The 14,082-nt window shown below is 66.2% G+C and carries 6 protein-coding genes; 3 read left to right on the top strand and 3 right to left on the bottom strand.

Translation table 11 applies throughout. From position 1 onward, the window contains the following. The 3 genes from AC5P56_RS19545 to AC5P56_RS19535 form a co-directional block, all read right to left on the bottom strand. Positions 1-5,313: wall-associated protein (locus tag AC5P56_RS19545; protein WP_495231869.1), on the bottom strand; the 5,313-nt coding region annotated here is incomplete at its 3' end. A gap of 220 nt (positions 5,314-5,533) precedes the next feature. Further along, positions 5,534-6,535 carry a 2-hydroxyacid dehydrogenase gene (locus tag AC5P56_RS19540; protein ID WP_049404415.1) on the bottom strand — a complete coding sequence of 334 codons (1,002 nt, stop codon included), beginning with the start codon at positions 6,533-6,535 and terminating at the stop codon, positions 5,534-5,536. A gap of 97 nt (positions 6,536-6,632) precedes the next feature. Next, positions 6,633-9,506 carry an autotransporter domain-containing protein gene (locus AC5P56_RS19535; protein WP_495231868.1) on the bottom strand — a complete coding sequence of 958 codons (2,874 nt, stop codon included), beginning with the start codon at positions 9,504-9,506 and terminating at the stop codon, positions 6,633-6,635. 232 nt (positions 9,507-9,738) lie between these two features. Here AC5P56_RS19535 and AC5P56_RS19530 point away from each other — a divergent pair, with 232 nt between their 5' ends. The 3 genes from AC5P56_RS19530 to AC5P56_RS19520 are packed head-to-tail and all read left to right on the top strand — an operon-like array spanning position 9,739 to position 14,050. Continuing rightward, positions 9,739-10,272 (top strand): RNA polymerase sigma factor, encoded by a 534-nt coding sequence (locus tag AC5P56_RS19530; protein WP_075076110.1) that lies wholly within the window; start codon positions 9,739-9,741, stop codon positions 10,270-10,272. Next, positions 10,269-11,237: a FecR family protein gene (locus AC5P56_RS19525; protein ID WP_014646384.1), complete on the top strand. Its 969-nt coding sequence runs from the start codon at positions 10,269-10,271 to the stop codon at positions 11,235-11,237. Before AC5P56_RS19530 ends, AC5P56_RS19525 begins: the two co-directional genes overlap by 4 nt. Before the next feature lie 14 nt (positions 11,238-11,251). Next, positions 11,252-14,050, top strand: coding sequence for a TonB-dependent receptor plug domain-containing protein (locus tag AC5P56_RS19520; protein WP_288495141.1), 2,799 nt, complete (start codon positions 11,252-11,254; stop codon positions 14,048-14,050). Positions 14,051-14,082: the final 32 nt, after the last annotated feature.

The raw sequence follows: 14,082 nt of genomic DNA, 5'->3' as shown, positions 1-14,082 counted from the left end.
GTCGTAGCCGATGCCTTCTGCCCTATAGGTCGCGCCGCCGCTGCTTGAACGCATGTTGTAGTAGGTGGCACCCGGCGACGCATTCCAGATGACCGAGCAGATGTTGGGGCCGCTCTTTACGATCCTCACACCCGTAGGTACTGCCGGCGCACTGGAAATCGCAACCAGGCCAGCAGCAGAACTGGGGCTGCAGCCTGCGGGATTGCAGGCACGACCACGGTAGTAGAAGTTGCCTCCGCCGCCCTTATTCAGGGAAACGGTTCGATCCCCCGCAATCAGCGACCAGTTGGCGCCGTCAGTACTTTCGTCGATTTCATAGCGCGTCGCGTCCGCCACTTCCAGCAGGGAGATCGAGTAAGCCGCGCCGATTCCCACCCCATCCGGCACGCGCAGGACCGGGGTCGCCGGAGGACCAATCACGCGCACGCCCGCTACCGCTGACCACGGTCCGCAACCGGCGACATTGCAGCCACGCACCTGGTAGTCCCACTGCCCCGGCCAGCGACCGCCTCGGGCCACGGCGGTCGCGCCGTCTTCCTGGGCGAGTCCGAAGCCCCCGCCATTGAGCTGTTCCATCAGCTGGTAGCTCGTCGCTGCGGGGATTGCGCCCCACCACATGCTCACGGTTGAACTGTAGCTCACACCGCCGAGATTGATTCCCGTGGCTTGGACCGGTGGCAATGTCACGACGATCGCGCCTACGGCGCTTGACGCGCTGCACCCGGCGTCATTGCATGCAAAGGCACGATAGGCGTAACTGCCGGCGATTCGTCCACTAATGACCAGTTGATTCCCACTGATCCGGTTGATCTCAGTCCATGCCCCCCCGTTGAACTGTTCTTCAATGCGATAGCTGCTGGCCTGGGCCACGCTCGAAACAGAGACGGCGTAGCTGCCGTTGTAGCTCGCAGCGGGTACCGACAGTGCGGGTACGGATGGGGCATACAGCGCGGTAATCGCCGCTTCGGCCGAGTAGGCGCCGCAGCCCTGTGGATTGCATGCTTTGACCCGATAGCGATAGGTGCCTGCAGGCTTGCTGGTCACTTGATAGGTTCGGCCAGAGCCATCAAAGGCCACATTCCAACCACCACCCACGGCCTCCTCAAGCACAAAGCGGGCGGCCCCCTGCACCGCTGACCAGCTCAGGGAATAGGTTCCGTTGATACCTTGCGCCGGTGCAGTGATCACCGGCGCAGCGGTGGGAGCAAGCTCCACCTGGATGGAGGCTTCCACACCCCAAGCGCCGCAGACAGTGCCATTGCAGGCACGGCCACGATAGCGATAGACGCCGGAGCTTCGCCCGGCCAGCGAAACGTTCAGCGCAGGCCCTTGATAGACAGCCTGCCAGTCACCGCCACTCGACTCCTGCACCTCGTAACGCTGCGCACCGGCAACGGCTGTCCACTGCACCGCAAACGCACCGTCCGCGCTGTAACCCGGAACCGTTACGACCAATGCTGCAGGCGCGATATCCACGGCACGCTTGGCAACGAGGCTGCCGTTGAGCTGGATGTAGTCAAAGCCCTTGGCCTGGCGCTGGTCGTGCTGATAGCGCAGCACGCCATCCTGCCCATAGAGGGAACGAATGTTGCCATTGGTTGCGCTGGCCAAGGTACGACGGCCATGTGCATCGTACTGATAAGCCTCCTTGCCATCGACCTCGCGCAGGCGATTGCCGTAGTCGAACCGGAACGCGACGCCATTGCGGATCTTCAGGTTACCCTGGCTGTCATAGCCAAGCCCGGTCACGGTCGCACCACTGCCGACATCCCGCACGTTCGTCAACCGATTGTTGAAGTCGTACTCAAAGGACTGCCGCCGTGCACCAACGCTGGCGGTGACGATATTGTCCAGAACGTTGTACGCATAGCTTGCGTTTCCGAAGCTGGCCGCCGTCACCGTGGTCAGACGATCCAGGCCGTCGTAACGCATGTCGCGGTTTCCAGGGGCTGCCGGCAGGCCGTCACTGATGGCCGCCACATTGCCATTGGCATCGTAGTCGTAGCCGTCATCGATGACCTTGCCACCTGCACCACTGTCGGTGCTGCGATCGGGCAGGCCGCGCGCGTTCTGCGTCATCTGATGCACGACGCCGTTGCCATAGGTGAAGCCGCTCATGCCGCCGTTCGCGTAATAGCGCACGTTGGTGGCGAAGGCTCCGGCTCGCGTCGGCTGCCCCAGCGCATTCGGGCCGTAGTCGATCGTCAGGCCGGACGGCTGCACATGGGTTGCCAAGGCGCCGTTTGCATCGTAGCCATAGCCCAGCGCCCAGGCCTCGCCACCGTCGTAGGCCACGCTCTCGGACGTGGGCAGTCCACGCAGATTGTAGGTGTAGTCGTTAGTGGTGACGGCGCCGTTGTTGCGCGTCTGCACACGCTTGACTTTCCCGCCCGGCCAATAACTCCAGTCCTGATCACCCTGGCCATCAGAGAAACGCAGGGTCAGCAAGCGATTCATGCTGTCGTAGCTGCGGTCAGCCCGCGAAGGCGACGCATAGGCAGCGTCGCTGTCGCACTGAGGGCCCAGCAACGTCAGGCCCGAGGCAGACCAGAGCAGATTGCCTGCAGCGTCATAGCCCATGCCGGTCGCACCGGTCTCAGGCTCCATGCTCTTGCACAGCCGCTGGGCGCCGTCATAGACGTACTGGCGCCGTACACTGACGCTGCCATCGTAGTTGCGCCTCAGGATCGACAGCGGTTTGCCCAGCGTGTCGCGCTGAATCTCCGTCACTACCCCTTCCGCGTGGAGAATCCGGATGGGCGTGTCCTGGCTGGGCTTGCCGTACATCAAGTAGTCGGTGGTGGTGGCAATGCCGCGCGGATTGGTCACCCTTACGCTGCCTCCGCCGATCTGCTCGGTGGTCGTGACAAGCCGGCCCAGTTCGCTGTCCTGCTCGCTGCGATTGGGGCGCCCGAGCGCGTCATAGCCGGTATGGGTGCCGGGCAGCGCCGAGCGGAAGTCGGACGCCGCGCGCGTCGGATAGGAGGTAAAAACCAAGCGCCCATTGCTGTCATAACGGGTCACCGTCTGGCGCAATGTACCGCCACGGTCCGCAGCGTCGAACGACTCTTCCAATACTGGGCGCCACAACCCATCGTAGTACGTCACCGCGCGTGCGTTGCCGGTACTGGACTCGCGCTTCCAATGTCCCGCTTCCAGCCCGATCTCCGCTCCCGCCACCTGGAAGAATCGCGTTGTAGAAGGATTCCAGGCCACGCTGTCATTGGCGGCCTGGGTCGCCAGTACGATTCGGCCCATCCCGTCGTAGTCGAAGCTTCGGCTGGCACCATTGGGCTCCACCGCTGCGCGCACCCAGCCATTGTCATCGACCTGCAGCGAGGCACTGCTGCCGTCCGGGTACGCGACACTCTGCGGCAGGCCACGCTTCCAGCTGCCAAGCGCAATGGCATTGCCCTTGCCATCGGCCACGGAGGCGAGCGTGCCATCGGCGTGATAGCCCAGCGTCTGCTGCAACGCGCCGAAGGCGTAGGTACGTTGCGGGCGCGCCATCGAGTCGAACTCGGTGCGTTCGGTCTCAATCTCAACGCCGCCAACGCTCTGTGTGCTGCGCGCGACTTGGCTGAGTATCCAACGACCCGTGTCGTCGAAGTAGGTGGTTCTCAGCGTTCGCGCGCGCCCCAACGAGTTACTCTCGGTCTGCACCACCGGCCGCACATGCGCATCGAACTGATCGGTCGTATTGACGAAGTTGACGCCATCCTGGCTGAGCACAGATTGCTTCAGGGGACGAATCTTGACGGCGAAGGGATCATCGGCCGCGGTCATCGAACCGTAGCTGTCCGGGAACGGTCCGGCCTGGACCTCGTCCGAACTCATATAGGTATTGGTGATGACCTGGACGATCTGACCGTCCGGCGCACGCACCGCCTCCTGCAGCAACTGCCCCTCGTTCTCGTCGAGTTTTCGTCCGAACACACTGTGACGGCGCGTACCATCTGGCTCCACAATCGTCGACACTGCGGAGTTGGCCAGGCCCGAGTCATATCCGCCCGACTCGTACGTCCAGGTCAAACTGCCCAACCCGGGCCCCGTCAGCGTCTTGCTGGTGATCGCGAAGAGGTCGAACGCATTGGAGGCGCGTTGCGCGTAGCGCCCACCGCCCATGTCTGCGCAAGCGGTACTTTTTACACCCAGCCGGGTGCGGCGCAGGTACTTGAACTCAAACTGTCCACGCGTTCCTGATGGATGGGTCGCGATCAGGGTGAATCCAGACTGCTCGAACGTGGGCTTGATGCAGAGCTTCGGTTCACCATCCCAGCTCTGATACTCCGGGTTCAGGCCCCCGAATCCGCCGTCCTGCCAGCTGTACTCATAGCCGAAGCGAGCACCATCCGGCTGCTGCACGGCACGCAGCGCAGGCCAGCGTGCGAATCCCATTGCACCGGAGCCCTCGTTGTACTCATAGCTCCAGGTACGGCCATTGGCTGTTGCACTTGCAATACGGTCCCCGGCATAGGCAATGGAGATGGCGCGACCATCACTGCCGCGAATGCCAACCAGCTTGTCGCCCGAATAGTCATAGGCTACCCAGTTGCCGTGGCGATCTTCGACCCGACTGGCCATCAGCAGAACACGCACCAGTTTTGAACCTACGCCCTGGCCGAGATCCATGAAACCGGCTGTTCGTTCAATACCCACATTGAAGAAGTAGCGATTCCCCGATGCATCCACGCCCAGGAATCCCTCACCGGGATAGCCATTGGCCGTCGAGCCCAGGCAACTGAGGCGCATGTTGCCCCGAGTACCCCAGCGATAGGTTTCACCGTTGGTGGGTTTAGGGTTGGAGGCGTTGGCGATCAGCAGCATCTCCTGCTCGCCCTGGTCGGGGACACGCACCTGCACGCCGGTCCATATCTCGAAGGTGCCCACGCCGGTACGCGTCTTGGGGTAGAAGGTCTGCGAGCAACGCTGGGTGGCGCCATTACCCGACTCGTTCCACTTCCAGATGGAGTCGAAGGTGGCGTGCATGTAGGGGACTTCGATGTCCCAGCTGCCGAATCCCCCCAACGGCTGCCGGTCCTTGAAGGACTGCACAGCGAGACGACGCTGCAATCGCACCGGCAGCGCGTTGTTGCCTGGCAAGTCGATGTCGGTAACGACAAATTCGGTCGACCCCGAGCTGGGGCTGATGCTATCCCCGAACAGGCTCGAGGTCAGCGGTGCCAGCCCCTCGCTGTTCTTGATCTTTTTGTAGTACTCGGTATGCGGGGTGACCGGGCTATTCGCCCAGGTCCACCCGGATGACACGACCAATGCCGCGCCCAACAACGCCTGCCACTGCCAGATACGCATGGAACATCCCTTTGTCCAATTGCGTCGGCAATCACCAGACGATCGGTAATCCACCGACGTGTGCTGGCGTCATGTTCCGGCCAGAAAGCAGCTGCGCCGTCCCTTGCGCCCCCTGTACTTCAAGGGAGGACAAGCCCCCCTTCACGACAGCTTCATATGATATTCACCCAAAGTAAATACCCCAGGTGGGGACTGGGTGAGGCCCACTTCCGCAGCGTGTCTACGCTCCCACCCGGTTCGCACACACCCGCCCCTCCGCAAAATCGCGCAGGTTCCCCAACGTGATCGCCGAGATCTCCTGCAGCGCCTCCACGGTGAAGAAGCCCTGGTGGCCGGTCACCAGCACGTTGGGGAAGGTCATCAGGCGTTGGAAGGCCTCGTCGTCGATGATCTCGCCGGAAAGGTCCTGGAAGAACAGCGCGCTTTCCTGCTCGTAGACGTCGATGGCCAGATGACCCAGCCGCCGCGATTTCAGCGCGCGGATCACCGCATGGGTATCCACCAGCGCGCCGCGCGAGGTGTTGACCAGCATCGCGCCGGTCTTCATCCGCGCCAGCGAGGCGTCGTTGATCAGGTGCTGGGTATCGGGCGTCAGCGGGCAATGCAGCGATACGATGTCGGCCCGCGCCAGCAGTTCATCCAGACCAACCCTGTCGCCCACGCCGGCGAAGGCCGGCGACGGATACGGATCATGCCCCAGCACGGTGCAGCCCATGCCCTTGAAGATGCGCGCGGTGGCCAGGCCGATCTTGCCGGTGCCGACGATGCCGACCGTGCGCCCATGCAGGGTGCGCCCGAGCAGGCCATCGAGCATGAAGTTGCCCTCGCGCACGCGGTTGTAGGCGCGATGGGTCTGCCGGTTGAGCGTCATCACCAGCGCCAGCGCGTGCTCGGCCACGGCTTCGGGGGAATAGGCCGGCACCCGTGCGACGAACAGGTCCAGCGCTTTCGCGGCGGCCAGGTCCACATTGTTGAAGCCGGCACAGCGCAGCAGTACGGCGCGTACGCCCAGCGCATGCAGCGCGTGCAGTACCGGCGCGTCGAGGCGGTCATTGACGAACACGCAGACGGCGGCGCAGTCCTGTGCCAACGCAGCGGTATGCACGTCCAGCGCGGCATCGAAATACACGAATGCAAAGCCCTGCCCGGCCGCATCGCGCTGGTTGGCCTCGTCGAGGAAACGACGATCGTAGGGGCGGGCACTGAAGACGGCGATCTGCATGACGGGGCCTGGCGGGAGTTCCCTGCCGACCATACCGCAGCACCTGCCCTGATGGGATGGCCCCGGCGATACGCATATCGCCGGGGCCGGGTACCGCTTAGAACCGGTAGCCCAAGCCCAGCATCACGCCGTTCCGGATCTGCCCGTCGCGGCGCTCACCCACGTAGTCGGCCATGATCGACAGGCGCTCGCTGGCGCGACTGGTCACGCCCACGTTCCAAGCCAGCACCTGCTCGCCCACGGCCTGGCTGCTGGCACCAAACACCAGGTCCGGGGCCGCAGCAAAACCGGTGCTGTAGCGCGCCTGTGAATCGCCCAGCTCCTTCTGCCAGGCCACGCGGGCACGCGGGGTGATGCGCTCGCCGTTGTTGCCCTCGAAGGTCTTGAACAGCTGCAGGCCGGCACCCACGCGGATGCTCTCCAGGCTGCCGCTGCGCCCCACCAGCGCGCCAGCGCCCTGCTCTTCGTTGAAGCGGGTGGCCGAGGTCCGCGCGTAATCCACCACCGGCAGCAGCGGCTGGATCACCAGTCCCTTGCCGGTGGTGAAGGAGAACGCGTGTTCGACCCGCGCCGAGATCGCGTCGTTGCTGTATCGGGCGCGCAGCGGCTGTTGCAGGCCATCGATGGCCGAAAGGCTGCGGCGGGTATCGTGGCGCAGGTCGGTGTAGCGCACGGCCGCCGACAGGTAGCCACGCGAATAGGTCGCATCCAGGTAGCCTCCCACATCCAGCGCGCGCACGTCGCCACTGAAACCGGAGCCATCGCTGGCCTTGGTCGACATGTCCGCGGCGGCCACGCTGACGCCGAGGGTGACGCGGTCATCGGCCACGTGCGTGTCGGCACCGACCACGATGCCGCCGATGTTATGGCTCAGGCCGGCCACGCCACCGTCGGCGTCGATGCGGCCATGGCTGGCGAAACCGCGCGCCCACAGGCCACGGCTGCCACCCGCCGCGCGGCTGTCGCCAGCAGCCTCGCCGGCCGGCTCGACCAGATGCATGGCCAGCTGGTTGAACAGGCTGCCATGGCGCATGCCCGGCTGCGCCGACACCGACTGCGCCGCCTGCGAGGCCAGGCCATCGGCATCGCCGCCACTGCGCATCGCCGCCTGGTGCTGCTGCACCACGTTGCCGATGCTGCCCAGCAGTGCATTGTCGGCCAGGCGCAGGCTGGCGTGTGCATCACCGCGCAGGGCGCCGGCCTGCTGTGCGATCACATCGCGGTCGGCGAACTGCAGTGCGCCGAGCAGCGACTTCAGGCCGCTGTCCTGGCGATCCGATGCGGCTGCCAGCGCGCGCCCCAGTCCATCGCCGGAGGTGCCGTTGGCAAACAGGCCCAGCTGATCGAAGCCCGGGTTGGCGGTCAGCCACAGCCCGTCGGCCGTCTGGTTGACGTTGAAGCTGAGCAGCGAATTGTGGCGCGGGCGGAATACTTCGCCCGCGGTGATGCTGGCGCTGTAGCCGGTGTCGCCCAGTCGCACGGCATCCTGGAAACCGCCCTGGTAGATCGGCCCTTCCACCAGATCGCGGCGGTAGCCGCCGGCATAGAAGCCCTGGGCGACGTTCAACGCCAGGTGTGCGCCCTGCGCGATCACCAGCGCCCCCTCTTCGGCCCCGCCATCGTAGAAGCTGCCGACGCGCAGGCGGCCACTGCCGGTGCCCCCGGCCTCGGTAACATCGAACAGCACCTGCCCGCCGGGCATGATGTTGACGTAGCCGTGGGTCACCAGATCACCGCCACGCGGCATCAGCGTGCCGAACACGCGCAGTCGGTTGAAGCCGTCTTCGCGGTAGGACGGGCCGGTGCCATCCAGCAACGCATCACTGTCGGTGCCGACCGATGCGATATCGCCATGGCCAACCACCACGCTGCCCGGCATCACCCGCAGCTCGGGGGTACGCAGCGCGCCGCCCTCCAGCGCGATGGTGCCGTTGTCGACCAGCATGAAATCGGCGCCGGTGGTTTCGGCGGTGCGCCAGGTGGCGCCGTTGCTGACACGGATCACGCCCGCCGAACTTGCCAGGGTGGACGCATCCAGATCGGCCAGCCGCAACTGGCCGCGCAGCTCATCCTGGAGGTCGGGGTCGGCAAGCAGCTGCTGCAGCGACTGCGTGCCGATGCCGTTCGGCCCCCGCGTGGAGACGTTGTACAGGCTCACCGCGTAGTTGATGTAGGTGCTGGCCCAGTCGGTGTTCCAGCGCGCGAAATCGTCGTCGACGAAGGCCTGCAGCTGGCGCGCGGTGCGCAGGTAGCCCGGATTGATGTCGCCGCTGACGTTGCTGGTCACACGCAGGGTGTCGCCCGGATCGCGATAGCCTGCCGTGTTGATGATGTTGTTGCCGCGGATGTCCTGGCCCGGGAACGACTCCAGCTTGCTGCCGCTGCCATCCGGATCGAAGGTGACCGAGGTACCTGTGGTGCGCGCCGGGTCGCGGAACACCAGCAGGCCATTGGGCTGCACCACCTCATACATGGCCTTGTGCAGCAGGCCCGCATCCATGCCGCCGCCATAGTTGCCGGTGTAGATCTGGGTCATGCGCGGCGACGGTGCGTAGGTGATCCTGCCACCACTGCTGGCGGCATGGATCTGCACCGAATCGACCAGCGGCAGGTCGCCGCCGAGATAACGGTTGACGCCGCCGGACTGCATGATCGAGCAGGACGAAATGCAGTGGCCGGACACGATCGTGTCCAGGCCCTGGGTGCGGATCACCGCCTGCAGCCACTCGCCGGCGATCAGCGCGCCACCGTTGGACGTGCGCAGCACGACTTCGCGGATCGGGCGTCCTTCGGCCTGCGCCTTGGTCAGCAGCGCGGGCAGCGCCACCACATCGGCAACGGTTACGCCGCCGCTGAGGAAGACGCGATCGTCCTGCACGTGATAATTCATTGCCATGACGTCATCAACCGCCGCCATGGCGGTGATGCCCAGCAACGCTGCCAGGGCCAGGCTCAACTTCGAATGCTTCATGTGTTCTCTCTCTCCACCCGCAACGCACGGGTCGAAAGTTCAACGTCCGGACGGTGCGCCCTCCCCCAGTGCAGCGGCCCTCGAAACATGAACGCATTCACAATGGATTCGTGGGCCACGCACACTCTTCCCCATCCGGTCATCGTCGCGTAAAACTCGAAGACGTACCCGCCACCGACGTCCGAGGCCAGCCCTGTCCGCCCCCTCTCCTCTGATCCATCGCGCGCCGGACCTGTCCGCGCCGGCGGACGCGTTCATTGCGTTCGTGCGGGAGGAACGCGCGCCGTTGTGTGCGTTCCTGCGCACGCGCGGTGTCGGGCCGGAGGATGCGGAGGACATCGCGCAGGACTGCATGGAGCGGTTGATCCGCTATCGCGCGCACAGTGCCGACGAGCTGCGGCTGCTGCTGTATCGTATCGCCCGCAACCGCCTGGCAGACCGCGGCCGTTCGTCGCAGTCGCGGCCGCATCTTTCCCTCGCCGAACATGATGGCGGCAACGAGCCTTCCAGCACGTCGCCCGATCCATTGCGCCAGGCCGAGTCCGGGCAGATGCTGTCCCTGCTGCGGCAGGCCCTGTTCAAGCTGCCCGAGCGCGCGCGCGAGGTGTACCTGCTCAACCGGATCACCGGCATGAGCTATACGCAGATCGCGCGGCACTGTGGAATTACTGCCAAGACCGTGGAAAAACACATCGCCCGCGCCCTGCAGGGCCTGCGCCAGGAACTCGGAACGGATCCGCTGCACAACGACAGGGACAACGGATGAGTCACGCCAGGCCCAGGGAAGATACGCAGCTGTTCGAACGCGCCAGCGCCTGGGTGGCGCGGCTGGAGGCTCCGGACTGTACGCCGGGCGAGCGCGAGACGTTCGAGGACTGGTTGGCCGAGGACCCGGCCCATGTCACTGCCTGGATCCAGGCCGAGACCCTGTTCCAGCAGGGCGAGGAACTGGCCGCCGACCCGTGGCTGCGCACCGCCGCGGCACGTGCGGCACGGCCGGCGCCGCGTCGCTGGCTGCCGGCAGTGGCCGCTGCCGCAGGCGTCTGCCTGGCCATCGGGATCGGCTGGATGATTGCCGTCGACGGCAACCCCACGCCGCTGCGCTACGCCAACGATTCCCACCAGCCCCGGCTGCAGACGCTGGCCGATGGCAGCGTGGCCACGCTGGATGCGGGCACCACCCTGCACGCCCGTTTCGGTTGGCGCCATCGCAACCTGGTGCTGGAACGTGGCCGCCTGCAGCTGCAGGTCGCACCGTCGGGCAAGGCCCTGCAGCTACGCGCCGGCGACAGCACCATCCGCGACATCGGCACCACCTTCCAGGTGGAACGCCTGCATGATGGCCTGGTCGAAGTCGCACTGCTGGAAGGTGCGGTGGAAGTCAGCAGCGGGGGCACCCAGCACACCCTGGCGCCCGGCCAGCAACTGCAGGTACTGCCGAGTGGCCGCATCCAGCCCGGTCCGGCACTGTCGTCCAATGCCGCCGCTGAAGGCTGGCTGCAGGGACAGCTGGTGTTCGATGCCACACCGCTGTCGATCGTGGTCGAACGCATGAACCGCTACGGCCACACGCCGCTGGTGATCGCCGATCCGGAAATCGCCAGCCTGGCGGTAAGCGGCACCTTCCGTGCCGGCGACGCGCAGGAACTGCTGTCGGCACTGGAACTGGGCTGGTCGGTGGCTGGCCAGACGCGACCGGATGGCGCGCTGGAACTGCGCCGCACGTACTGAGGAGGCCTGCGGTGATGGCAGTACCGGGCGCGCTGCAGGGGGGGCTGCTGCTCCGCACCCTGTTCTGCCTCGCGTTGGGCATCCCCGCGCTGCCGTCTGCCGCTGCGGCCGAGCAAGCGGGCACCCTGGAGGTCGATGTTGGCTCAGGCCCGCTGGCGCCGGCCCTGCAGCAATGGGCGCGACAGAGCGGCATTGCCCTGCTGTTCGATGCGCGTGAGCTGGATGGCCTGCGCACGGCCGGCACTCATGGCCACCGCGATGCGGCCGCGGCCCTGAAGGAACTGGTCGCGGGCATGCCGGTGAACATCCTGCGTACGCCCGCTGGCGGATTCGTCGTACGCCGTACCCACCCCGCGCTCCCATCGCGACCTTCGGTCGCGGCACGCGCCACGCCCGCAGCACCTTCGCCACACAAATCCGCCGACGCGCCGCCGCAGGTGGAACTGGCGCCGATCCATGTCACCGGCAGCCGGCTGCCGCGCACCTCCGTGCAGACCACGCTGCCGGTCACCATCATCGACCGCGATGACATCCTGCGCAGCGGCTACGGCAGCCTGTTCGACCTGCTGCGGCACTTGCCGGGCATGAACGGCCACCCGGCGATGAGCACCTCGCGCAGTGGCGATTCGCAGTACCTGCCGGTGGGTGCGGCCACCACCACCAGCCTGGACGGCATGGGCCCGCGTGCGACCCTGTTCCTGGTCAATGGCCGTCGCCTGCCACGCTATCCCATGGTGTCGCTGGAACAGGGTGGGCTCACCGATCTTGGGGGAATTCCGCTCAGCTTCGTCGAACGCATCGAGCTGGTACGTGGCGGCGCCTCGGCCATCTATGGCGCCGACGCGATGTCCGGCGTGGTCAACATCATCCTGCGCGACCAGGCTGACGGCCCGGAAGCCATGCTGCAGACCGGCCTGAGCGGGCGCGGCGACGCTGGCCAGTATCGCGTGCAGGCGGCCACCGGCGGCGTGCGCGACGGAGGGGACCGCTGGTTCGCCGGCATCGACCTGCACCGCATCGACCACGTGGCCGGTGATCGCCGCCAATGGCATGCGGAAACCTCGCAGTACCTGATCGGCGCGTTCCGCGATGGACGCTACTGGCCGGCAGAACGCTGCGAAGGCCCATTGACGCGGCGCGATGGTGCCTGCTGGTTCGACAGCGCCCGACCACGCTCGCTGCAACCGGCCTCGGATACCGCCTCGGCCTACCTGCGCTACCGGCATGAGCGCGGCGAAGGTCGCTATGCCTACGCCGAGGCGCGGGCCAGCCACAACCGGCAACGCTTCGACCTTGGTCCAACCGCCGTTGCCATCGGCCTGTACGGGTTCACCTTCAACAGCGTGCTGCGCGAAGCTGGCAACGTGCGTCCGCATGTACGTGCCACCGACGCCGACGTCACCTTCGGCATTGGCCGCGACCAGGGCCGGCGCAGCTGGGATGCCGGCATCAGCGCACAGCGCAGCGATGTCAGCCTGTCCACGTCGGGCACCGTGCGCGCCGAGCCCCTGCTGCGGGTCGCCGAGACACTGGATTTCCTGCCCGGCTTCACCTCGTTGCCGGCGGGCGCGGCCGAGCAGTTGTTCCCGTCGATCCGCAATCGCGGGCGCACCGAGCAGTGGCAGGGCTGGTGGGGCATGCAGCGGGAGCTGATGCCATTGGCCGGCGGTGCTGCACAGCTGGCCACCGGCATCGACCTGCGCCAGGAGCGCTGGACCTCGCATCCCGACGCCCTGCTGAGCCAGGGTGACCTGGCGCTGGGCCTGCCGCAGGAGCAGCGCCACCTGGCGCGCCGCAGTGGCGGCGCCTACGCCGAACTCGGCCTGCCCCTGGCGCACACGCTGCGCATGGACCTGGCCGCACGCTGGGACCGCGATGGCGACTACCAGGCCTTTTCACCCCGTGTTGGCCTGCGCTGGAGCCCCACGCCCCGGTGGTCCTTCCTGCTTGCCAGCGGGCGCGGCTACCGTGCGCCCAGCCTGTTCGAGCAGCGGCGCCCCCCGGGCTATTTCGGTGCGATCGAGCTGCCGGCCTCCAGCGCCCTGCCCGACTGCGCGCAGAGCAGCGGCAACGGGCGCTGCAGCGTCACCGTGGACGTGGTGGAGAACGATGCGTTGAAGGCCGAGCGGTCGCGCAGCCATTCCCTGGCCGCGACCTGGACGCCGACCGATACGTTCTCGCTGTCACTCACCCACAACATCGTCGAACTGCGCAACGAGATCCTGGCCCTGCAACCGGCCGACGCGGTGTGGAACCCCGGCACCTGGGAGCTGGACGAGGACGGCCACCTGAGCAACCTGCGCCTGTCCTTCGACAACATCGGCCGCACCACCTCGCGCAACTTTGTACTGCGCGGGGAGTACCACATCGATACCGGCAGCACCGGCCAGTGGCTGTTCTCGCTCGATGCGCTGAAGCAGCAGGAACTGCGCCGCGAACGTGGCCATGATGCAACGGTGGACCTGCGCGGCCATGTCACGCCGACGATGGCCGCCGTGCTGAACGTGCAGTGGCAGAACAGCAACTGGGACATCGCCCTGCGCGGCAACCAGGTGGGGCGCACGCGCGCCTGGCTGCCCGGTGCGGAATGCCCGGAGGAACAGCGCGAGCAGAACCACTGCATGAACCCCCGGCAGCTGCGCTGGAACCTGCATCTCGCACGACGCCTGGGGCCGCGCGTGGTCGCCGCGCTGGACGTGCACAACGTGCTCGACACGCAACCGGTGAACTATCTGGTTGGCAACGGTGGCCAGATGCCGGGGCTCGACGATCCGCTCGGCCGCTACTTCCTGCTGACCCTGCAGATCCGCTGAGCGTAGTACCCTACGCGCCCTGTTCCATCGGT

The sequence above is a fragment of the Stenotrophomonas sp. YJH_SMC_131 genome, from assembly GCF_059367975.1.
Note: the sequence above shows the minus strand (reverse complement) of the source record. Positions and strands in the feature narration are given on the sequence as shown.